General features: G+C 68.4%; 17 protein-coding genes. 4 read left to right on the top strand and 13 right to left on the bottom strand.

What is annotated here, in order from left to right:
• Window positions 1–5: 5 nt before the first annotated feature.
• Together K883_RS16715 and K883_RS16710 are read right to left on the bottom strand one after the other, a co-directional pair.
• Complete coding sequence (locus tag K883_RS16715; RefSeq protein WP_036455013.1) at window positions 6–1,409, bottom strand: mechanosensitive ion channel family protein; 1,404 nt, start codon at window positions 1,407–1,409, stop codon at window positions 6–8.
• Window positions 1,409–3,598: an adenylate/guanylate cyclase domain-containing protein gene (locus K883_RS16710; RefSeq protein WP_020822097.1), complete on the bottom strand. Its 2,190-nt coding sequence runs from the start codon at window positions 3,596–3,598 to the stop codon at window positions 1,409–1,411. The genes K883_RS16715 and K883_RS16710 overlap by 1 nt, the downstream gene beginning before the upstream one ends.
• Before the next feature lie 155 nt (window positions 3,599–3,753).
• On the opposite strand from K883_RS16710, the gene K883_RS16705 reads away from it, so the two are divergent.
• The gene (locus K883_RS16705; protein ID WP_081656321.1) at window positions 3,754–4,632 is read left to right on the top strand and encodes a ribokinase; all 879 of its coding nucleotides are present in this window, start codon (window positions 3,754–3,756) and stop codon (window positions 4,630–4,632) included.
• A gap of 25 nt (window positions 4,633–4,657) precedes the next feature.
• Here the strand turns inward: K883_RS16705 and K883_RS16700 are convergent, their stop codons facing one another.
• Window positions 4,658–6,700, bottom strand: a complete 2,043-nt coding sequence (locus tag K883_RS16700) for an NAD(+) synthase (RefSeq protein ID WP_036455010.1) — start codon at window positions 6,698–6,700, stop codon at window positions 4,658–4,660.
• A 59-nt stretch (window positions 6,701–6,759) separates the two neighbouring features.
• On the opposite strand from K883_RS16700, the gene K883_RS16695 reads away from it, so the two are divergent.
• On the top strand, window positions 6,760–7,305 hold the full coding sequence (locus K883_RS16695; protein ID WP_008255223.1) for a cysteine hydrolase family protein: 546 nt from the start codon (window positions 6,760–6,762) through the stop codon (window positions 7,303–7,305).
• A 16-nt stretch (window positions 7,306–7,321) separates the two neighbouring features.
• Window positions 7,322–8,170, top strand: coding sequence for an NAD-dependent protein deacetylase (locus tag K883_RS16690; protein WP_036455009.1), 849 nt, complete (start codon window positions 7,322–7,324; stop codon window positions 8,168–8,170).
• On the opposite strand, the gene K883_RS16685 is transcribed toward K883_RS16690, so the two are convergent.
• Window positions 8,167–9,444 carry a cytochrome P450 gene (locus K883_RS16685; RefSeq protein ID WP_036455008.1) on the bottom strand — a complete coding sequence of 426 codons (1,278 nt, stop codon included), beginning with the start codon at window positions 9,442–9,444 and terminating at the stop codon, window positions 8,167–8,169. The two genes, K883_RS16690 and K883_RS16685, sit on opposite strands and share 4 nt — an antisense overlap.
• 103 nt (window positions 9,445–9,547) lie before the next feature.
• On the opposite strand from K883_RS16685, the gene K883_RS16680 reads away from it, so the two are divergent.
• Complete coding sequence (locus K883_RS16680) at window positions 9,548–10,198, top strand: TetR/AcrR family transcriptional regulator (protein WP_036455007.1); 651 nt, start codon at window positions 9,548–9,550, stop codon at window positions 10,196–10,198.
• Between the two features lie 70 nt (window positions 10,199–10,268).
• Here the strand turns inward: K883_RS16680 and proB are convergent, their stop codons facing one another.
• The 9 genes from proB to K883_RS16635 form a co-directional block, all read right to left on the bottom strand.
• Window positions 10,269–11,372 (bottom strand): glutamate 5-kinase, encoded by a 1,104-nt coding sequence (proB, locus tag K883_RS16675; protein WP_014384174.1) that lies wholly within the window; start codon window positions 11,370–11,372, stop codon window positions 10,269–10,271.
• On the bottom strand, window positions 11,369–12,844 hold the full coding sequence (gene obgE / locus K883_RS16670) for a GTPase ObgE (protein WP_036455004.1): 1,476 nt from the start codon (window positions 12,842–12,844) through the stop codon (window positions 11,369–11,371). Before obgE ends, proB begins: the two co-directional genes overlap by 4 nt.
• A 90-nt stretch (window positions 12,845–12,934) precedes the next feature.
• Complete coding sequence (gene rpmA / locus K883_RS16665; RefSeq protein WP_008255217.1) at window positions 12,935–13,201, bottom strand: 50S ribosomal protein L27; 267 nt, start codon at window positions 13,199–13,201, stop codon at window positions 12,935–12,937.
• 47 nt (window positions 13,202–13,248) lie between these two features.
• The gene (gene rplU / locus K883_RS16660) at window positions 13,249–13,560 is read right to left on the bottom strand and encodes a 50S ribosomal protein L21 (RefSeq protein WP_009953572.1); all 312 of its coding nucleotides are present in this window, start codon (window positions 13,558–13,560) and stop codon (window positions 13,249–13,251) included.
• Between the two features lie 214 nt (window positions 13,561–13,774).
• Window positions 13,775–16,594: a ribonuclease E gene (locus K883_RS16655; protein WP_036428689.1), complete on the bottom strand. Its 2,820-nt coding sequence runs from the start codon at window positions 16,592–16,594 to the stop codon at window positions 13,775–13,777.
• Window positions 16,595–16,937: 343 nt separating this feature from the next.
• A complete protein-coding gene (gene ndk / locus K883_RS16650) occupies window positions 16,938–17,348 on the bottom strand; it encodes a nucleoside-diphosphate kinase (protein WP_008255201.1) in 411 nt (136 codons plus the stop codon).
• 21 nt (window positions 17,349–17,369) lie between these two features.
• The gene (locus tag K883_RS16645) at window positions 17,370–17,672 is read right to left on the bottom strand and encodes a DUF4233 domain-containing protein (protein WP_263645441.1); all 303 of its coding nucleotides are present in this window, start codon (window positions 17,670–17,672) and stop codon (window positions 17,370–17,372) included.
• Between the two features lie 44 nt (window positions 17,673–17,716).
• Window positions 17,717–19,186, bottom strand: a complete 1,470-nt coding sequence (locus tag K883_RS16640) for a bifunctional tetrahydrofolate synthase/dihydrofolate synthase (protein ID WP_036455003.1) — start codon at window positions 19,184–19,186, stop codon at window positions 17,717–17,719.
• Window positions 19,183–21,831 (bottom strand): valine--tRNA ligase, encoded by a 2,649-nt coding sequence (locus tag K883_RS16635; RefSeq protein WP_036455002.1) that lies wholly within the window; start codon window positions 21,829–21,831, stop codon window positions 19,183–19,185. The genes K883_RS16640 and K883_RS16635 overlap by 4 nt, the downstream gene beginning before the upstream one ends.
• Window positions 21,832–21,857: the final 26 nt, after the last annotated feature.

Here is a 21,857-nt window from a genome sequence, read left to right as displayed (position 1 = left end):
CGCCACTACCCGACGCGCTCGCCGCGCCGGGCGGTGCGCACCTTGCTGCGCCGCTCCTCGAGGATGGTGCCGAAATTCTGCAGCAGCGTCGGGGCACGCATCACCAGATGCTCGATGTGTTCTCGATCGATTTCGAGCGCGGTGACCTCTTCGAGCGCATACGCGCTGGCCAGGTTGGGTTGGCGGGTCAGCGCCGTCAGTCCGAGGAACGCGCCCTCGGACAGGGTGCTGATGGGCACGACCGTCCCGTCGTCGGCGGTGGCGGTGAGCTGCACCCGGCCGGCCACCAGGAACGTCATCGCCGTGGGCACCTGTCCGGCGTCCTCCACGAGCTCGTCGGTGCCGTATCGGACGATTCGCGCCGACGAGCGCAATGACCGCTGTTCTTCGGTGCTGAGCCGCAGCGCCGGCGCCACCACCTCGTGCAGCGCGTGCTCCACGCGCTGCACCGTCGAGAAGTCGTCATCGGCGTCGTCGAGGCGCAGATTCTCCCGTCGGGCGGCGTACCAGGCCCACCGCAGGAACGTGGCCGTCGCGGCGCCGGCGTCGGCGGGTGAGTCCAACCCGATCGTCGTGCGGTACTCGCCGGCCCCCACGGGCACCGAGCGGGGCACGCTGCCGGGCTTGAGCTGTGGCAGCGCCCGGGCCACCCGCGACAGCACCGCGCACACCCGGTCGGGCGCGTCGGCGGCGGAGAAGGTCGTCGTGATCGCCAATTTGTGCGGCCCGGGCGGGCGACTGAGGTTGGTGAACGACGTGGTGGCCAGCGCCGCGTTCGGCATGATCCGGATTCCGCTGCCGGTGTCGATGTGCACCGCGCGCCAGTTCACCTCGACGACGCGTCCCCGCGCGGTGCCGGTGTCGAGCCAGTCGTCGATCCGGAACGGTTGCTCGAACAGCATGAACAGGCCCGAGACGATCTGCCCGACCGAGTTCTGCAGCATCAGACCGATGACGACCGACGTGACGCCCAACGCGGTGAACACCCCGCCGATCCGCACACCCCAGATGTACGACGACATCACCGCCAGGCCGACGCAGATCAGCGCTATGCGGGCCACGTCGATGAAGATGGTGGGAAGCCTTTTGCGCCAGCTCTTTTCGGGAGCCCGCTCGAACACGGTCGCGTTGAGCCCGGACAACAGCAGCACCACCACCAACAGGCCGAACACGGTGGTGAGGATGCGCACCGGGATGTCACCGGCCGGAATCCCCGAGGCCCGAACCAGGAGCAACAACAGCGCGGCGAGCGGCAGCAAATAGTTGCGCAGCAATCCGACCTGCCGGGCCAGGGGGCTTTGCCTGCGCAGCAGCGCATCGTGTAGTTCGGTCAGCAGGATCATCCCGACCGGCAATCCGATCGCGATACCGACCGCCCAGTAGAACCATGACGAGCCGAAGATGTTCATCACCGCTCCAGCAACCGGTAAATCGCCTGATCGGTCCCGCCGACCGAAATCGTGCCCGCCGCAGTGAACTGCCGGACATCGCGCATCGCTTCGTACACCTGCGAGCTGACATAAATGCCGGCCTGCGGTGCGCCGCTGTGCATTTGGTAGGCCAGACTCACCGCGCCGCCCCACATGTCGTAGACCAGGCCGGAACGGCCCACCAATCCGCTGACGACGTTGCCGGTGTTGACGCCGACGCGAAGGCCCAGCTGATGGCGGCTTTGGCTGTTGAACCGATCGATGATGCGGCCGATTTCGAGGGCGAAGTCCACGGCACGGTGGATGCTGTCCAGTCGCGGGGTGACGACCCCACAGCTGGCGAGATAACCGTTGTGGAACGTGCGGATCCGTTCGACACCAAGGGATTCTGCGGCCGAATCGAACTGCCGGAAAAGTTCGTCGACGGTGCCCACCAATTCGTCTTCCGGCATCTCGGTGAACATTTCGTCGAGGCCGACGATGTCGGCGTAGATGATGGCGACGTCCTGATGTTTTTGGGCGATGGTCTCCTCGCCCTCGCGATAACGCTGCAGCACCGACTCGGGCATCAGGGCCAGCATCAGGCGATCGTTCTCGCGGCGCTGCTCGTTGAGCAGCTCCTCCTTGATCGCGAGGTTGCGGCTCATCTCGTTGAAAGCCGCCGTGAGATCGCCGATTTCGTCGCGGGTGCGCACCGGGATGTTGATGTCGTAGTCGCCGGAGCTGATCTTTCGGGTCCCCTCCTCGAGGCGCCGGACCGGGCGCACCGCCGCGTGGGCGACGAACATCGAGGCCACACAGATGGCGAAAATCATTGCCGTGACCGCGATGACGAGGTTCTTGCTGAACCGGCCCAGCCGCGCAAAAGCGTCGGAGTTGTCGCGGGTCGCCAGGATCGACCAGTGCAGATCGGAGTTGGGGATGTCCAGCGGCGCGTAGGCTTCCAACTCTCGGTTGCCCGTGTAGTCGGTGGCGCTCATGACGCCGGTCTCCCCGCGCTGCGCGGCGCGAAGGCCCGCGGTCGGCACCGGCTGGACCAACGTGGTGCCCCCCAGTCGCAGCGCCCGGTCCACGACGTCGGGCGGGGTGCCGGCCTCGATGGCCTCGTGCCGGTATTGTTTCGGGTCTTCGATGAATACCCTTGAGTCGGAACGCATCAGGTCGTCGGGGCCGGCCAGGTAGGTCTCGGTGGCCGGACCCATCCCCGCGGCTTCCCAATGCTTGTTGGCGGTCATGATCGTGTTGATCTTCCCGATCGGCACCGGCAGGGCCATGACCCCTTCGAATTTGCCGTTCATGCCGACCGGCGACACCACCCACGCGGTGGGGGTGTCCAGTTGCGGCTGATACTGCTGAAAGTCGGTGATCCAGACGAAGTCGACATCGTTGGACGCCACGGCTTTTTGGTAGGCGCCGCGCAGGTTGGATCCGCGATAGGGACCGGTGAGAATGTTGGTCCCCAGATCCGGACCCTTCATGACGCTGTAGACGACGTTGCCCTGCATATCAAGCAGGAGCGCATCCCGGTAATCGAAACGGGTGACGATGCCGCGCAGGAAAAAGTCGAAGCGGGCGTTGGCGGCCGACCACGCGCTGCCGTCGCCGGCGTCCTCGGCGGGCGGCGAGTCGGCCGTCGGCCTGGGCGCCGCGGTGTAGTGCGCCTGAAGGTATTTCTGCGCGTTGGAACTCGGCAGCACCGCCTTGAGATCGATCGCGTTACCGGTGATCCGTTTGATCGGTTTGATCATGTCGTTTTCGTAGTAATTGACCAGGGTCTGTTCTTCGGCCGGCGTGATGTTCGCGTTGGCCAGTTGGGCAAAGGCGGTGCTGAGGTTCGCCGTCGCTTCGTTGATGCCGAAACCGCCACTTTGCACGATCAGCGAACTCGTCAGCTCCCTGAACAACGCCTGCACTGCCCGCTTCTGGGACTCGCGCATCTCGATGAGCCGTTCGGATTCGACTTCCCGCAATGCGGTGCGGCCGGACACGGCTCCGATGAGACCGATCACCGCGACGCCCAAAATGCTCGAGAGCAGCATGGTGACCAGGATTTTGGATTGGATGCCGAACCGGAAACGGCTGCGCGGCTGGCGCGTACGCGTGACGGGCTGGTGAGCCGGGCCGGGTTCGATGCGGGGTGCGGCATCGGTTAGCTCGCTGGTCGTCAATTGCCTGCCCCTTTTCTCGGGATCCAGCTCCTCACGCAGCAGACTAGCGTGCGCACGCCGAGATATTGATGCGTTTGCCGTGACGCGATTGGACGTCCAAAGCGCCGGTGCCCCACGTGTGCATCGCCATCGCGACGCGACTAACGTCGGGCCCCATGGCAGGGGTATGCGTAGTGGGCAGCGTGAACATCGATCTGTCGCTGGGCGTAGGCGCCCTCCCGCGGCCCGGCGAAACGGTGTTGGCGTCGTCGATGACACAAGCCCCCGGCGGCAAGGGCGGCAACCAGGCGGTGGCAGCCGCGCGCGCGGGCGCGCGCGTGCAGTTCGTCGGGGCCGTCGGCGACGACCCGGCCGCCGAGCAGTTGCGCGCCCACCTGCGGGCCAACGGTGTCGGGCTCGACGGGGCCGTGGAAATCCCCGGGCCCAGCGGCACCGCCGTCGTCGTCGTCGATGCCAACGCCGAGAACACCATCGTCGTGGCGCCGGGAGCCAACGGGCGGTTCACGCTGACCGATGACCGCGCGCGCGACGTGGTCGCCGACTGCGATGTGATGTTGACCCAGCTGGAGATTCCGGTCGACACGGCGATCGCGGCGGCGCAACACGCCCGGTCGGCCGGAGCGGTCGTCGTAGTGAACGCCTCACCGGCCGGCCAGGATCCCGCTTCGCTGGGCGAGCTGGCGGCCGCCGCCGACGTGGTGATCACCAACGAAGAGGAAGCCAACGAATGGCCTTGGCGCCCAACACACCTGGTGGTCACCCTGGGTTCACGCGGCGCGCGCTACGCCGGCGCCGACGGCGAGTACTCGGTGCCCTCCCCCGCGGTGGACGCGGTGGACACCACCGGCGCCGGCGACGTGTTCGCCGGTGTGCTGGCCGCGAACTGGCCGCCCAATCCCGGCTCGGCGGATGAGCGGCGACTCGCGCTACGCCGCGCCTGCGCGGCCGGCGCGCTGGCGACGCTGGTTCCCGGCGCCGGTGATTGCGCACCGGACGCCGAGGCGATCGACAAGGCGCTTCAGAACGCGTCCTAGCCGCTTTGCCCGCGGCGGCCGCGCCCTAGTCCTCAGGGATTTCGCGTTCGATCTCGTCGAGCCAGATGCGCGCGGACATGTCCGAGGGGGCGCGCCAGTCACCCCGCGGCGACAGCGCGCCGCCGTGCGACACCTTGGGCCCGTTGGGCAATGCCGAACGCTTGAACTGGCTGAACGAGTAGAACCGCTGCACGAAGACCTGCAGCCAGTGCCGAATTTCCTTGAGCGAGTACGACGGACGCTTGTCTTCGGGAAATCCCGGCGGCCAGTTGCCCTGCTCGGGATCGCTCCACGCATGCCAGGCCAGAAACGCGATCTTCGACGGCCGGAATCCATACCGCAGCACGTGGAACAGTGAAAAGTCTTGCAGCGCAAACGGGCCGACTTTCGCCTCGCTGCTCTGCAGCTCTTCCTCTTCGCCGCTGGGAACCAGCTCCGGCGTGATCTCGGTGTCGAGCACCGACTGCAGCACCTCGCTCACCTTCGACTCGAACTGCTGCGAGGAAATCACCCAGCGGATCAGGTGCTGAATCAGCGTCTTGGGCACGCCGCCGTTGACGTTGTAGTGCGACATCTGGTCGCCGACACCGTAAGTCGACCAGCCGAGGCCCAGCTCGGACAGATCGCCGGTGCCCAGCACGATGCCACCGCGCTGGTTGGCCAACCGGAACAGGTAGTCGGTGCGCAAGCCGGCCTGGACGTTCTCGAAGGTGACGTCGTAGACCTTCTCGCCGCGCGAGAACGGGTGATCGATCTCCTTGAGCATCAGCTGCGCGGTCTCGCGAATGTCGATCTCGGCGAACGTCACACCCAGGGCGCGGCACAGCTCGATCGCGTTGCGCTTGGTGCGGTCCCCGGTGGCGAAGCCCGGCAGGGTGAACGCCAGAATGTCGCTGCGCGGGCGTTGTTCGCGGTCCATCGCCCGCGCGGCGACGATCAACGCGTGCGTCGAGTCCAGCCCACCGGATATCCCGATGACGACCTTCGGGAAATCCAGCGCGCGCAAACGCTGTTCGAGGCCGGCTACCTGGATGTTGTAGCCCTCGAAGCAATCCTGTTCCAGCCGTTGCGGGTCGGCGGGCACGAAGGGGAACCGCTCGATCTCACGCCACAGCCCGATGTCGCCGCCCGGCGGGTCAAGCCGGAACTCGATGCGCCGGAACGACTCCGCCGTCGTCCGGTGGTGGCGCCGGTTGTCGTCGAACGTGCCCATCCGGAGCCGTTCCGAGCGAAGCAATTCGAGGTCGACGTCGGCGACGCTGCGCCGCTCCCCCATCGGAAAGCGCTCGGACATGGCCAGCAGGACACCGTTTTCGAACACCATGGTCTGCCCGTCCCAGGCCAGATCGGTCGTCGATTCGCCCGCGCCCGCAGCCGAATACACGTAGGCGGCCAGGCAACGAGAGGAGGCCGAACGAGCCAGCAGGCAGCGGTCCTCGGCGCGGCCGATGGTGATCGGGCTACCGGAAAGGTTGGCCAGCACCGTCGCACCCGCGAGCGCGGCCTCGGCGCTGGGCGGAATCGGCACGAACATGTCCTCGCAGATCTCCACGTGCAGCACGAGGCCGGGCACGTCGGAGGCGGCGAACAGCAGATCGGGACCGAACGGCGCCTCGACCCCCGCGAGCCGGATGGTGCCGCGCTCGTCGTCGCCGGGCGCGATCTGGCGGCGCTCGTAGAACTCCCGATAGGTGGGCAGGTACGACTTCGGCGCCACGCCGAGCACCTCGCCGCGGTGGATGACCACGGCGGCGTTGTAGATGCGGTGCCGGTGGCGGACGGGCGCGCCGACCACCAGGACCGGCAACAACTCGGCGGAGGCCGCGACGATGTCCGCGACGGCCCTGTCGACGTCGTCGAGCAACAGGTCCTGCAGGACGATGTCTTCAATGGAGTAACCGGACAGCGTCAGCTCCGGGAAAACGGCCAGCGCTACGCCGTCGTCGTGGCACTCCCGGGCCATCCGCAGGACCGCCTCGGCGTTCGCCGCGGGGTCACCGATGACGGTGTGATGCGTGCACGCGGCGACGCGGGCAAAGCCCTGGCTGTAAGCGTTGTAAAAGTCCATCGCCCTTCCATTGTCGCCTCGGGGGTGTCAACTCCTCGCCGCCGGGTATCCCCAACGCCATGAGCGACACTGCGGTCCTGGTCGTCGACATGATGAATACCTATCAACATCCCGACGCTGACGATCTAATACCCAATGTCGAGAAGATCATCGAGCCTTTGACCGATTTGGTCCGGCGGGCACGCACGTCCGACGAGGTCGACCTGATCTATGTCAACGACAATTACGGCGATTTCACCGCCGAGTTCTCCGGGATCGTCCGCTCGGCGCTCGACGGCGCGCGGCCCGATCTGGTGAAGCCGATCGCGCCCGCCGAAGGCAGCCGGCTGATGACCAAGGTCCGCCACAGCGCCTTTTATTCGACCGCGCTGGCGTACCTGCTGAGCCGGCTGGACACCAAGCGGTTGATCATCACCGGCCAGGTCACCGAGCAATGCATCCTGTACACGGCCCTGGACGCGTACGTGCGGCACTTCCCCGTCGTGATCCCGACCGATGCGGTCGCCCACATCGACGCCGACCTGGGCGCGGCGGCCTGCAAGATGATGGAGCAGAACATGTCCGCCGAGCTCACGACCGCGGCGGACTGCCTGGACCCGGCCTGATCCGTACCCTGGGCAGGTGACCGTCTCCCGCGCAGAATCCCCCGAGTTGGTCACGCTGCTGGCCGGGCGCCGGATCGCGGTGCTGACGGGCGCGGGCGTATCGACCGATTCCGGCATCCCCGACTACCGCGGGCCCGATTCCCCGCCCAGCAACCCCATGACCATCCAGCAGTTCACCGGTGACGCGGCGTTTCGGCAGCGGTACTGGGCGCGCAACCACGTCGGTTGGCGGCACATGGCCGACACGCTGCCCAACGCGGGACATCGGGCGCTGGCGGCGCTCGAGGACGCGTCGGTGGTCACCGGCGTCATCACCCAGAACGTCGACCTGCTGCACACCAAGGCCGGCAGCCGCAACGTCATCGACCTGCACGGCACCTACGCGCGGGTGATCTGCCTGAGCTGCGGCCACACCGTGAGCCGCGCGGCGCTGGCCGAGCAGCTGGAGGCGCTCAACCCCGGATTCATCGAGCGCGCCGAGGCGATCGGCGGGCTGGCGGTGGCTCCCGACGCCGACGCCGTCGTCGCCGATACCGCGTCGTTCCGCTATCTCGACTGCGTGCGCTGCGCCGGCATGCTCAACCCCGACATCGTCTATTTCGGCGACAGCGTTCCCAAAGACGTTGTGGCAGCAGCCTATAGGATGGTCGACGAGGCCGACGCGCTGCTGGTCGCGGGGTCGTCGCTGACGGTGTTCTCCGGTTATCGATTCGTGCGGCACGCGGCCGCCCTGGGCATCCCGGTCGCCATCATCAACCGCGGCAGCACCCGCGGCGACGACCTGGCCACGGTGAAGGTCGACGGCGGCTGCTCCGAACTGCTCGCGCTGCTCGCCGACGAGTTATCGCCGCTGACAACGCATTAGAAGGTGCACGGCATGCTGCGCACGGCGTGCACGAAGTTGCCCGCCAGGTACGTCGGCTCGCCCGCCTGGATGCCGGGCAGCTGACGAAACAGCTCGTGAAAGATGGCGCGCAGCTGCGCGCGGGCGACGTGCGCCCCGAGGCAGAAGTGCAGCCCGCCACCGCCGAAACCGACGTGCGGATTGGGGTCGCGCGCCAGGTTCAGGCGTTCGGGATGGTCGAACGCGTCGGTGTCCCAGTTGCCGGACGGGTAGAACATCACCACCTTCTCCCCCGCCAGAATGGTCTGACCGCCCAGCTCGATATCCGTTGCCGCCGTGCGGCGGAAGGTCATGACCGGGGTCGCCCACCGGATGAACTCCTCGACGGCGGTACCGATCCGGTTGTCGAAATCATGGAGAAGCCAAGCCTTTTCGTCGGGAAAATCGGTGAGCGCCTTCAGGGTGTGGCTGATGGTCTGGCGGGTGGTGTCGTTGCCCGCCACCGAGAGCAGCACGAAGAACGCGGCCACCTCCGCGTCTTCCAGGCGGTCCCCATCGACTTCGGCGGTGACCAGGCTGCTGATGAGGTCGTCGCCCGGGCGCTCGCGGCGCTCCGTGGCCAGGGTGCCGACGACCTGGTGAAGGTACAGCTGGTTCTCGACCAGGACTTCCATCGCCGGACGTCCGTTGAGGAATTCCGGGTCGGCCCAGGAGACCAGGGCGTCGGTGGCGTGCGCCATGCGCTCGCGCTCGGATTCCGGGATTCCCGTCATGTCCGAGAGGGTCCGGATGGGCAGCTCCTTGGCGCAGTGGTCGACGAAATCCGCACCGCTGCCGGCGGTCCGCAGTTCTTCGACGATGGTCTTGGCGTTGGCCTTGATCGAGTCTTCGATGCGGCGCACCTGCCGCGGGCTCAGCGCGGCGTGGGCCAGCTTGCGCAACTTGGTGTGCCGCGGCGGATCCATCGCCAAGAACGACTGCGACGCCTCGAGCAGCTCGACGGGAATGCTCTCGAACATCACCCCCTGGCCGGACAGGAAGGCGTCGTTGTTGCGGCTGACCGCGACGATGTCGGCGCGCCGGGTGACCGCCCAGAAGCCGGGATCGGTGGGATCGGGCATCAGCGAGTCTTCGACCGGAGGATGCCAACTGACCGGGCGCTCGGCGCGCAGCACGGCGAAATAGCGTTCGCGATCCGCCGCCGTCGTGGACCAAAACGCCCGCGAGGACAGGTCGATCTCGTCGTAGGCGCGGCCGGACTTCTCGGCCCCGGGTGTACCCGTCATCACGGCCATGGCGCTGTCCCCTCCTGTATGACGCCGGTCACAAACTCCACGCGACGATATGCCTAGACAGTATGTCTAGTCAAGATGTCGAAAGCTCGGCTATGCTCGGCGCATGCCGTCGCTCACCCGCAAGCCGCAAGGCCACCGAAGCGTGGGGCGCGAGCAGCGGCGCGAGCAAATGGAGCGCCGGCTGCTCGACGCCACCGAACGGCTGATGCGCGACGGCGCGAGCTTCACCGAGCTCAGCGTGGATCGGCTCTCCGGCGAGGCGGGCATCTCCCGCGCCAGCTTCTACATCTACTTCGAGGACAAGGGGCATCTGCTTCGCCGACTCGCGGGCCAGGTGTTCGGCGACCTGGCCGACGGCGCGCGGCGCTGGTGGACGGTGGCCGGGCGGCACGACCCCGACGACGTGCGCGCGGCGATGAGCAGCATCATCGCCATCTATCGACGGCACCAAGCGGTGCTGGTCGCGCTCAACGAGATGGCCGCCTACGACCCACCGACCGGGGAGGCGTATCGCGAACTGCTGACCGGCATCTCCGAACAGCTCACCCGGGTCATCGAAGAGGGCCAGGCCGACGGCTCGATCCGCCCCGAACTGGCGGCGCTCACCACGGCCAGCGCGCTGACCTGGATGGTCGAGCGCGCCTGCCAGCAGAACCTCCCGACGCAGCCGCCCGGCTACGACGCCGAGCTGGCCACCACCCTGGCCGAGATCGTCTGGGGCGCACTGTATCTCAAGCCCGCCTCGGCGAGCTGACCCCTATCGCGAGCAGACGCAGAATCGCACGTTCGAAGAACAAATCGTGCGATTCTGCGTCTGCTCGCCCTTAGACCGCCACCAGGTCGTCGGCGTGCACGGCGGGCCTGCGCAGCTCGCCGGGCAGCTCGCTGGTGGAGCGGCCCATCATGGTGAGCAGTTCCGTCGCGTCGTAGGCGACCACGCCACGGGCCACCATCGCGGCGTCCGGGCCCCGCAATTCGACGACGTCGCCGCCGAAAAAGCGGCCGGACACCGCGGTGATCCCCGCGGGCAGCAGCGAGCGGCGCTGCCCGACGACCGCGCGCACCGCCCCCTCGTCGAGGGTCAGCGCGCCGGCGGCCTCGGCGGCGTAACGCACCCAGAACCGCCGCGCCGACATCCGGGCCGGCCGCGCGGCGAACACAGTGCCGACCGACGCGTCGGTGAGCGCGGTCGAGGCATCGGACGCCGCGGCCAGCAGCACCGGCACGCCGGCGTCGGCGGCCAGCAGCGCCGACGACATCTTCGAGGTCATGCCGCCGGTGCCCAAATCACTGCCGGGCCCGGCGATCACACCGACCAGATCCGCCGAACCCGATACCTCCGGGATAAACCGCGCGCCTTCGGTTTTACGCGGATCGGAGTCGTACAGCCCGTCGATGTCGGACAACAACACCAGCGCCTCGGCGCCGACCAGGTGCGCCACCAGCGCCGAAAGCCGGTCGTTGTCGCCGAACCGGATCTCGTTGGTGGCCACCGTGTCGTTCTCGTTGACGATCGCCACCGCATGCAGGGCCCGCAGCCGATCGAGGGTGCGCTGAGCGTTGGTGTGCTGGGCGCGCATCGAGATGTCGTGCGCGCTCAGCAGCACCTGCCCGACCGTGCGGCCGTACCGGGCAAACGCGGCGCTCCACGAATTCACCAGCGCGACCTGACCGACGCTGGCCGCGGCCTGCTTCGTCGCCAAATCCCGTGGGCGACGGGACAATCCGAGAGGTTCGATGCCGGCGGCGATGGCACCCGAGGACACGATGACGACGTCGGTGCCCGCCTTCATCCGCGTCTCGATCGCGTCGGCGAGGCCGGCCAGCCGGCCCGCGTCGAATACCCCGGCTTCGGTGGTCAACGCGTTGGTGCCCACCTTGACCACCAGGCTGCGCGCGTTCCGGATGGCGTCACGCTGCGGGGTCACGGGCGCCGCTCCTCCGCATCGCTGCGCTCTGCATCGTCGCCGGCGCGGCGCTGTCGCCGGGCGGCCTTGCGCTCCGCGGCGCCGACCCGCTCGCTGCGCTCGAGCCGCGCGTCGGTTCCCCTGCCCGACAGCGTAACCTGTTGTCCCGCAGGCGTTTGCGGCTCCCAATCGAACGTCATGTCGCCGATGGTCACTTCGCACCCCGCGCGCGCACCCAGCCGCAGCAGTTCCTCCTCGACTCCGAGGCGCGCCAGGCGGTCGCCGAGATACCCCACGGCCTCGTCGTTGTCGAAGTTGGTCTGACGCACCCAGCGTTCGGGCCGCGCGCCGCTGACCACGAAGGCGCCCGGTTGCTGCGGATCCGGCTCGACGCGAAAGCCGCTGTCGTCGACGGGGATCGGACGGATCACCGGGCGGCGTGGCACGATCTCGGGTTGGGCGGCCTTGTATTCCGAGATCATCCTCCACAGCCCAAAGATCAATGGCTGCAGACCTTCTCGCGCGACGGTCGACACCAAGAACACCGGCCATCCGCGCTCGGCGATCTCGTCGTAAACGAATTCGGCGAGCTCGCGCGCCTCGGGGACGTCGATCTTGTTGAGCACCACCGCGCGCGGCCGCTCGGCGAGATCGCCCAGCGTCGCGTCCCCCCGCAGGGTGGGCGTATACGCGGCGAGTTCGGCCTCGAGCGCGTCGATATCGGAGATCGGGTCGCGGCCGGGCTCGGCGGTGGCGCAGTCGACGACGTGCACCAGCACGGCGCATCGCTCGATGTGGCGGAGGAAGTCCAGGCCCAGGCCGCGGCCCTGCGAGGCGCCGGGGATCAGGCCGGGAACGTCGGCGACGGTGAAGGTGTGCTCGCCGGCCGACACGACGCCGAGGTTGGGGACCAGCGTGGTGAAGGGGTAGTCGGCGACCTTGGGTTTGGCCGCCGAGATGGCGGACACCAGCGACGACTTGCCGGCCGACGGGAAGCCGATCAGGCCGGCGTCGGCGACGGTCTTGAGTTCCAGCGTCAGGTCGCGGGTTTCGCCCTGCTCGCCCAGCAGCGCAAAGCCGGGGGCCTTGCGTGCGCGCGAGGCGAGCGCGGCGTTGCCCAGGCCGCCGCGACCACCGGCGGCGGCCTCGAAGCGGGTGCCCACGCCCACCAGGTCGGCCAGCAGCCTGCCGTTGTCGTCGAGGACGACGGTTCCGTCGGGGACTTTGACTTCCAGGTCGGCGCCGGCGGCGCCGTCGCGGTTGCTGCCCATCCCCTGCTTGCCGGACGGCGCGGTGACGTGCGGATGGAAATGGAAGTCCAGCAGGGTGTGGACCTGGGGATCGACGACGAAGACGATGCTGCCGCCGCGGCCGCCGTTGCCGCCGTCGGGGCCGCCGAGCGGCTTGAACTTCTCGCGATGAACCGAGGCGCAGCCGTTGCCCCCGGAACCGGCGCGCGCGTGGATGACGACGCGGTCGACGAACCGAGGCATCGTGGGTCCTCTCACCCGTCTCGCTCGCCGAACGTGCGGCTACTGCGAGAATCGCCTCGAATTATCGCAGTGGGTGCACGCTCGCGGCGCTCAGTCGGTGGCTTGTCCGGCCGCGACGATGTTGACGGTCTTGCGGCCGCGCTTGATTCCGAATTCGACGGCGCCGGCTTCCTTGGCGAACAACGTGTCGTCGCCGCCGCGCCCGACGCCGACGCCCGGGTGGAACTTGGTGCCGCGCTGACGAACGATGATCTCGCCGGCCTTGACGACCTGGCCGCCGAATCGCTTCACGCCCAGCCGCTGTGCGGCGGAATCGCGACCGTTGCGCGAGCTGGAAGCGCCCTTCTTGTGTGCCATTGCGTCGTCCTTTACTCAGTGCTGTCTGTTCTTCGCCTGACGGCTCATCACTTGATGCCGGTGACCTTCAGGACCGTCAGCTGCTGACGGTGGCCCTGACGCTTGTGGTAGCCAGTCTTGTTCCGGAACTTGTGGATGCGGATCTTGGGGCCCTTGGTGTGCTCGAGCACCTCGCCGGTGACCGCGACCTTGGCCAGCGCCGCCGCGTCGGTGGTGACCTTGGCGCCGTCCACCACCAGTGCGACCGGCAGCGACACGTTCGAACCCGGCTCAGAGTCGAGCTTCTCGACCTTGACCACGTCCCCGACGGCGACCTTGTACTGCTTGCCGCCCGTCTTGACGATTGCGTAGGTCGCCATCGTTGCTCTGCTCCTTCTTCTAGCCGCTGCTCGGCGCGTCGCGCGCGAACCAGCCGCGGTGCACGTGGTGGGTCTGGGTTGCGGGCCTGCTCCGATTCCCCGGGAGTCCCGCTGCCGCCGGCCAAAGCTTAGTCGCCCGGCCTGACGACAACTGTCCAAGGGTACGTGACCAGCGGCTACAGGGTCAAACCGGACACGACCTGGCTGTCGGGGCTCAGTCCGCGTGGATCGGCGGCCCGGCGGGCCTGCCCGCCGCGCGTCGGCGCCGGGGGCGCCCCGGGGGCGGGCCGCCCTGGTCAGCCGCGGCCGAACCGCCGTCGGCATCGTCGGAGTCGTCGGAATCGTCGGAGTCCTCGGTGTCCAGGTCGTCGTCGTCGAGTTCGAGGTCCTCGTCGTCGTCGCCCAGGTCTTCCTCGTCATCGAGGTCATCGTCGTCCGAGTCGTCGTCGGAATCGTCGTCCGAGTCGTCGTCCGAGTCGTCGTCGGTGTCGTCGAAGTCCTCGTGGTCGGTGTCGGAGACGTCCTCGCCGCGCCGCGCCTTCTTCTCGTCGAACTCGTCGCCGGTTTCCTCGGTGGCCTCGTCGGATTCGTCGTCCTCGGTTGTCGCCTGTGTGGACGAGCCGGCCGCCATCGCCTTGAACATCGGGTGTTCGCCAGGAGCGTGGACGGGCACCTTTGCCACCACGGGCTCCTCGGCCTTGTTCTTCTTGCGCCGGCCGCGACGGCCCCCGGACTCGGACTTGCGGCCGTTCGACGGCGCCGAGTCCACCGGGTCGGTGTGCAGCAAGATGCCGCGGCCGCCACAGTTCGGGCACGACGTCGAGAAGGCCTCGACCAGCCCGGTGCCCAACCGCTTGCGGGTCAGCTGCACCAAACCGAGCGACGTCACCTCGGACACCTGATGGCGGGTGCGGTCACGGGCCAGCGCCTCGGTGAGCCGGCGCAGCACCAAATCGCGGTTCGATTCCAGCACCATGTCGATGAAGTCGATGACGACGATGCCGCCGATGTCGCGCAGCCGCAGTTGGCGCACGATCTCCTCGGCCGCCTCGAGGTTGTTCTTGGTGACCGTCTGCTCGAGGTTCCCCCCGGAGCCGGTGAACTTGCCGGTGTTGACGTCGACCACCGTCATCGCCTCGGTCCGGTCGATCACCAGGGTGCCGCCCGAGGGCAGCCAGACCTTGCGGTCCATCGCCTTGGCCAGCTGCTCGTCGATGCGGTGCACGGCGAACACGTCCGGCCCGCTCGACCCGTCCGGCCCGGCGGGCGGCTCGTATTTGCTCAGCTTCGAAACAAGGTCGGGCGCAACGGAATTCACGTATTCGTTGATGGTGCTCCAGGCCTCGTCCCCGGAGACGACCAGGCCCGCGAAGTCTTCGTTGAACAGGTCGCGGATGACCTTGACCAGCACGTCGGGCTCTTCGTACAGCGCCACGGCGGCCCCGGCGGCCTTCTCCTTGATCTCGATGGCCTTGGCCTCGATTTGCTTCCAGCGCTCCTGCAGGCGGGTGACGTCGTTGCGGATGTCGTCTTCCTTGACGCCCTCGGACGCGGTCCGGATGATCACCCCCGCGTCGGACGGCACCACCTCGCGCAGGATCTCCTTGAGGCGCTGGCGTTCGGTGTCGGGCAACTTGCGGCTGATCCCGGTCGACGACGCCCCCGGCACATAGACCAGGTAGCGACCCGCGAGCGACACCTGCGTGGTGAGCCGCGCCCCCTTGTGCCCGACCGGGTCCTTGCTGACCTGGACGACGACATAGTCGCCGGGCTTGAGCGCCTGTTCGATCTTGCGGTCGGACCCGCCGAGTCCGGCGGCTTCCCAGTTGACCTCGCCGGCGTAGAGCACGCCGTTGCGGCCGCGGCCGATGTCGACGAAGGCCGCCTCCATCGAGGGCAGCACGTTCTGCACGATGCCGAGGTAGATGTTGCCGACCAGGGACGCCGACGCGGCCGAGGTCACGAAGTGCTCAACGACGATGCCGTCCTCGAGGACCGCGATCTGGGTATACCGCGAACCCTGGTGCGGCGGCTCGCTGCGGACCCGGTCCCGGACGACCATGACGCGTTCGACGGCCTCGCGGCGGGCCAGGAATTCGGCCTCGGTCAGCACCGGGGGGCGGCGCCGCCCGGCGTCGCGGCCGTCGCGGCGTCGTTGGCGCTTGGCCTCCAGCCGAGTCGAGCCGTCGATGCCCTTGATCTCGTTGCTCGCGCTGCCGCCGTCGCCGCCGTTCTTGCCATTGCGGGGCGGCCGCTCGTGCACGACCGTGTTGGGCGGGTCGTCGGGTGAAGGCCCTTCGTCGTTGTCGTCGCCCGATCCGGATTTGCGGCGCCGACGCCGGCGGCGGCGACGGCTGCCCCCATCCGCCGAACCGTCGTCACCGCCCTCGGAGTCGTCGCCGTCGTCTGAGTCCTCGTCGTCGGCGTCGTCGGAATCGCCCGAGTCGGACTGGGCGCCCTTCTTGACCCGGCCCTGCGGCTCGTCGTCGTCGCCGTCGCTCTGGCCCTCGGGTCCGCCCTGCTCGCCGCGCCCGCGGCCGCGGCCCCGGCGGCCGCGACGGCGCCGCCGATTCGACGGGCGGTCGGCCTGCTCGTCGTCGTCGCCGTCGGAATCGTCGGAGTCGGCGCCCTCGTCGGTGTCGGTGTCGGTGTCGTCGTCGCTGTCCAGTGGCTGCGGCGCGACGAAGAGCGGCATGTAATGCGGCCGCTCGGCGGCGTTGTCGGGGGTTTCCAGCATCAGCCGGGATTCGGGTTCGCCGGCACCCTCGCCGCCATCCACGACGGGTTCGGTGGCGGCGTCCGGGGCTTCCTGGGGCTGGGCGGCCAGCAGGTCACGCACCCGCACCGCGTCGGCGCGGTCCACGGTGGAATGTGCGCTGCGAATGCGCCCGTCCAGCTCGCTGAGCGCGTCCAGGACCCGTTTACTGGTGGTTCCCAGCGTCCGGGCCAACGAATGGACCCTCAACCGGTCGGGCAGCTCCCCGGACCGGGCCGATTCTTCTGATGGGTCTGCAGTTGGTGCACCGTCTACCACGTATTCTCCTCAAGCCCCCGGGCGCGTCGTTGCGACGCGGCCACGCGAGGGCTTCGCTATGGGCCCGGGTCACTTCTCCCGGGCTTGTGATGGTCTCGCCCCGAGCGGCTCAGGTTAGAACCCACTCGGCGCCGTGCTGAATGACGGCCTGACATGCAGCGAACCAAGGCGACGGGGCTATGGTCGCGCTTGTCTAAGTCTTCATTCGGGTGTCTGACGCCGGTCCGGCGACGTTCACCCGACATCAGTATCCCACATCACGTCGGCGCCCAACCCACACCTGATGCAGCCCGGTCGGACGAACCCCGGTCCGCAACGCGTCGCGGGGCCGATCGTCGCAGCTCTAGGCGTCGGGAAACCAGAGCCCGATTTCTCGCTTGGCCGACTCGATCGAATCCGAGCCGTGCACCAGATTGAACTGCGTCTCGAGCCCGAAATCGCCCCGGATCGTGCCGGGGATCGCCTTCTCGACCGGGTCGGTACCGCCCGCGAGCTGCCGAAACGCCGCGATCGCGCGCGGTCCCTCCACGATGGCCGCGACCACCGGCCCCGAGGTGATGAATGCCAGCAACGACTCGAAGAAAGGCTTGCCCTCGTGTTCCGCGTAGTGCTGGGCGGCGAGGTCTTGGCCGACGTGCCGGAGTTCCAGCGCGGCGAGGGTGAGGCCTTTTCGCTCGATCCGGCCGATGATCTCCCCCACCAGCTGTCGCTGGACGCCGTCCGGCTTGATCAGTACCAATGTCCGTTCGGTCACGGCGGACAGCGTACCGCCGGGCTACCCCTGCCTGCGCCGGACCTCGGCCCGGAAGTAGGCGATCAAGCCCCACAACCCGGTGAACAACACGCCGATGAACCCCACGCCGGGATACACGGCGAAGCCGGCGAGCAGGATCACCTGCACTCCGAGGTTGGCCCAGATGGCCCAGGGTTTGCGCTGCACCCCGCCCATCAGGATCAGCAGTACGGCCAGGCCGATCAGGTAGGCCAGCGACGCCGTCGTGAGGCCTCCGCCGACCGCGCCCACCACCGGGATCGCGAGCAGCACCACGATCGCTTCCAGAAACAGCGTGAGGGCCATCACCGCGCCGAAGCTGCGCCAGGGGTCGGGCCGGTTCTGGTCGGTCACTGCGGATCACGCCCGAACAGGGTGCGCGCCGCGCCCGCGGTGACGACCGAGCCGGTGATGACGATCCCGGTCCCGGAGAAGTCCTCGGCGTGGCCGTCGAGCGCGGCCCCCTCCACCTCGGAGTCGACCAGCGCGGTCGCGATGTCGATGGCGTCGCGCAGGTTCTCGGCGGTGCTCACCCGGTCGGGCCCGAACTTCTCGCGCGCCGCCAGGGCCAGCGATTCGACATCGACCGCCCGCGGGGACCCGTTGTGGGTGACCACGACCGCGTCGAACACCGGTTGCAGCGCGGCGAGGATGCCGTCGACGTCCTTGTCGGCCAGCACGCTGAGCACCCCGACCAGATAACGGAAGTCGAATTCGCCCGCCAGCGTCTGCGCCAGCGCGGCCGCACCGGCGGGATTGTGCGCGGCGTCGATGAACACCGTGGGCGCGCTGCGCATCCGCTCCAGCCGGCCGGGGCTGACGACGGCCGCGAAACCCGCGCGAACCGCCTCGACGTCGAGCTGACGCTGCGCGCCGGCGCCGAAGAAGGCCTCGACGGCGGCCAGCGCCAGGGCCGCATTGTGCGCCTGGTGTTCTCCGTGCAGCGGCAGGTAGATGTCGGAATACACCCCGCCCAGCCCCTGCAACTGCAGCACCTGCCCGCCGATCGCGACCTGACGGCCCAGCACGGCGAACTCCGAATCCTCGCGGGCCACCGCGGCGTCGGCTTGAACGGTTTGGGCCAACAACACGTCCATCGCCTCGGGCGCCTGACGCGCGATGACCGCCACGGTGTCGGGTGCGCCCTCGGGCGCCCGGGTGATGATGCCGGCCTTCTCCCCCGCGATGCCGGCGAGGTCGTCGCCCAGGTAGTCGACGTGGTCGAGGGCGATCGGGGTGATGGCCGCCACCGGGGCGTTGATCACGTTGGTGGCGTCCCAGCGCCCACCCATCCCCACCTCGACCACGGCGACGTCGACGGGGGCGTCGGCGAACGCGGCGAACGCCATCGCGGTCAGCACCTCGAACTTGCTCATCGCGGGCCCGCCGGCGGCCTGCGATTGCGCGTCGACCATCTGCACGAACGGCTCGATCTCGCGGTAGGTCGCCACGTACTGCGCGGGGCTGATCGGCTTGGCATCGATCGAGATGCGTTCCACCGCCGATTGCACATGGGGGCTGGTGGTGCGCCCGGTGCGCCGGTGCAGGGCGGTAATCAGCGCGTCGATCATGCGGGCCACCGAGGTCTTGCCGTTGGTGCCCGCGACGTGGATCGACGGGTAGGCCAATTGCGGTGAACCCAACAGGTCCATCAGCGCGCTGATCCGGGTCAGGCTCGGCTCGATCTTGGTTTCGGGCCAGCGCTGGTCCAGCAGGTGCTCGACCTGCAACAGGGCGGCGATCTCGTCCGGGGTGGGGTCCGGGGTGGGAACCGCGCCGGGAACTTCGGGGTCCTCAGCCCACTCGGGCGGCTCGGTCATTGCAGCCCGGCTAGCCGCGCGTTGATCCGCTCGGTTTCCTCCTGGGCCAGGCGTTGACGGTCCCGGATCTTGTCGACGACGTTTTGGGGGGCCTTGCCCAGGAAGTCCTCGTTGGCCAATTTGGCGGTGGTCGACGCCAGCTCCTTGTGGGCCGCGGCCAGATCCTTTTCCAGCCGGCGACGCTCGGCGGCGACGTCGATGGTGCCCGAGGTGTCCAGTTCGACGACGACGGTGCCGCCGCTCAGCCTGACTTCCACCGACGCCGACGGGCGGAACTCCGGCCCGGCGGCCGTCAGCCACGCCAGCGACGTCACCGCGCTCACCTGGGTGCCCAGATCGGCTCCCTCGACGCCCGTCATCCGGGCCGGCACCTTCTGGCGGTCCGCCAGCCCCTGATCGCTGCGGAACCGGCGCACCTCGGTCACCAGCTTCTGCATATCGGTAACCCGTTGCGCGGCAACCTGATCCAGGGCTATCCCGGACGGCTGCGGCCAGTCGGCGATCACCAGGGTCTCGTTGTGGGTCAGCGCCTGCCAAAGGGCCTCGGTGATGAACGGGATCACCGGGTGCAGCAGCCGCAGCAGGGTGTCCAGCGTCGCCGCCAGCACCGCCGTCGTGTGCGCGACCCCCTCGGCCAGTTGCGTCTTGGCCAATTCCACGTACCAGTCGCAGAATTCGTCCCAGGCGAAGTGGTAGAGCGCTTCGCAGGCGCGGCTGAACTCGTAGTTGTCGAACGCCGAATCGACTTCCGCGCGAACCTCTTCCAGTCGCCCGAGGATCCATCGGTCGGCGTCGGTGAGTTCGGCCGGCGGGGGCAGGGGCGCCAGCTGCGCGCCGTTGAGCAGCGCGTAGCGGGTGGCGTTGAACAGCTTGGTGCAGAAATTGCGCGACGCCCGGACGTGGTCCTCGCCGATCGCCAGGTCACCGCCCGGGCTGGCGCCGCGGGCCAGCGTGAACCGCAGGGCGTCGGCGCCGAAGAGTTCCACCCAGTCCAGCGGGTCGATGACGTTGCCCTTGGACTTGCTCATCTTGCGCCCGGATTCGTCGCGGATCAGCCCGTGCAGGAAGACATCGGTGAACGGCACCTGCGGGCCGCGGCGACCGTCCAGGGTGATGGCGTCGTCGTCGCCGACGAACGTGCCGAACATCATCATCCGTGCCACCCAGAAGAACAAGATGTCGTAGCCGGTGACCAGAACGCTTGTCGGGTAGAACTTTTCGAGCTCGGGGGTCTTGTCCGGCCAGCCCAAAGTGGAAAACGGCCACAGCGCCGAGGAGAACCAGGTGTCCAGCACGTCGGGGTCCTGTTCCCAGCCTTCCGGCGGCGTCTCGTCGGGACCCACGCACACCTGTTCCCCGTTCGGCCCGTACCAGATCGGGATGCGGTGGCCCCACCACAGCTGCCGCGAGATCGTCCAATCGCGCATGTCGTCGACCCAGGCGAACCAACGCGGCTCCAGGCTTGCGGGGTGAATCACGGTGTCGCCGTTGCGCACCGCGTCGCCGGCCGCCTTGGCCAGCGACTCGACGCGGACGAACCATTGCAGCGACAGCCGCGGCTCGATCGGTTCACCGCTACGCTCGGAGTGCCCGACGCTGTGCAGGTATGGGCGCTTCTCCTCGACGACGCGGCCCTCGGCGGCCAGCGCCTCGCGGACCGCGACGCGGGCCTCGAAGCGGTCCATCCCGTCGAATTGCGTTCCGGTATCGACGATTCGGCCCTTGGTGTCCAAGATCGAGATCATCGGCAACCCGTGCCGCAGCCCGATCTCGAAGTCGTTCGGGTCGTGTGCGGGCGTGACTTTGACTGCGCCGGTACCGAATTCGGGGTCCACGTGCTCGTCGGCGACGACGACCAGCTCGCGGTCGACGAAGGGATGCGCCAGCGTGGTGCCGACCAGGTGGCGGTATCGCGCGTCGTCCGGGTGCACGGCGATCGCGGTGTCGCCGAGCATCGTCTCGACCCGGGTGGTCGCGACCACGATGTGCGGCTGCGAGTCGTCGAGCGAGCCGTAGCGAAACGACACCAGCTCGCCCTCGACGTCGAGGTAGTCGACCTCGATGTCGGAAATCGCGGTCTGAAGCACCGGCGACCAGTTGACCAGCCGCTCGGCCCGATAGATCAGCCCGGCGTCGTACAGCCGCTTGAAGATGGTGCGGACCGCCCGCGACAGGCCCTCGTCCATGGTGAACCGGTCGCGGCTCCAGTCGACCCCGTCGCCGAGCCGGCGCATCTGGCCGCCGATGGCGCCGCCGGACTCGCGCTTCCAGTCCCAGACCTTCTCGACGAACAGCTCCCGGCCGAAGTCCTCCTTGGTCTTGCCGTCGACCGCGAGCTGCTTTTCCACCACGCTCTGGGTGGCGATGCCGGCGTGGTCCATGCCCGGCTGCCACAACACCTCATATCCCTGCATCCGCTTGCGGCGGGTCAGGGCGTCCATCATGGTGTGTTCGAGCGCGTGACCCATGTGCAGGCTGCCGGTCACGTTCGGGGGCGGCAACACGATCGAGTAGCCGGGCTTGGCGCTGGCCGGGTCCGCCGCGAAGTATCCGCCGTCGACCCACTTCTGGTAGATCGCGCCCTCGGCCGCAGCGGGATCCCACGACTTGGGCAGGTCGGTGGCGGGGCTGGGGCTGGCGGTCACCCGTCAATTCTAGGGAGCGCCGTTTA

The organism is Mycobacterium sp. TKK-01-0059 (assembly GCF_000709305.1).
GTDB lineage: Bacteria > Actinomycetota > Actinomycetes > Mycobacteriales > Mycobacteriaceae > Mycobacterium > Mycobacterium intracellulare.
The sequence above is the reverse complement of the archived record's forward strand: the minus strand, read 5'-3'. Positions and strand labels throughout refer to the sequence as shown.

What these genes read in the sequence shown, in the direction of transcription:
- K883_RS16715 (WP_036455013.1), bottom strand. Translation starts at nt 1,409, where the DNA reads ATGAACATCTTCGGCTCGTCATGGTTCTACTGGGCGGTCGGTATCGCG.
- K883_RS16705 (WP_081656321.1), top strand. Translation starts at nt 3,754, where the DNA reads ATGGCAGGGGTATGCGTAGTGGGCAGCGTGAACATCGATCTGTCGCTG.
- K883_RS16700 (WP_036455010.1), bottom strand. Translation starts at nt 6,700, where the DNA reads ATGGACTTTTACAACGCTTACAGCCAGGGCTTTGCCCGCGTCGCCGCG.
- K883_RS16695 (WP_008255223.1), top strand. Translation starts at nt 6,760, where the DNA reads ATGAGCGACACTGCGGTCCTGGTCGTCGACATGATGAATACCTATCAA.
- K883_RS16685 (WP_036455008.1), bottom strand. Translation starts at nt 9,444, where the DNA reads ATGGCCGTGATGACGGGTACACCCGGGGCCGAGAAGTCCGGCCGCGCC.
- K883_RS16680 (WP_036455007.1), top strand. Translation starts at nt 9,548, where the DNA reads ATGCCGTCGCTCACCCGCAAGCCGCAAGGCCACCGAAGCGTGGGGCGC.
- obgE (WP_036455004.1), bottom strand. Translation starts at nt 12,844, where the DNA reads ATGCCTCGGTTCGTCGACCGCGTCGTCATCCACGCGCGCGCCGGTTCC.
- rpmA (WP_008255217.1), bottom strand. Translation starts at nt 13,201, where the DNA reads ATGGCACACAAGAAGGGCGCTTCCAGCTCGCGCAACGGTCGCGATTCC.
- rplU (WP_009953572.1), bottom strand. Translation starts at nt 13,560, where the DNA reads ATGGCGACCTACGCAATCGTCAAGACGGGCGGCAAGCAGTACAAGGTC.
- K883_RS16645 (WP_263645441.1), bottom strand. Translation starts at nt 17,672, where the DNA reads ATGGCCCTCACGCTGTTTCTGGAAGCGATCGTGGTGCTGCTCGCGATC.
- K883_RS16640 (WP_036455003.1), bottom strand. Translation starts at nt 19,186, where the DNA reads ATGACCGAGCCGCCCGAGTGGGCTGAGGACCCCGAAGTTCCCGGCGCG.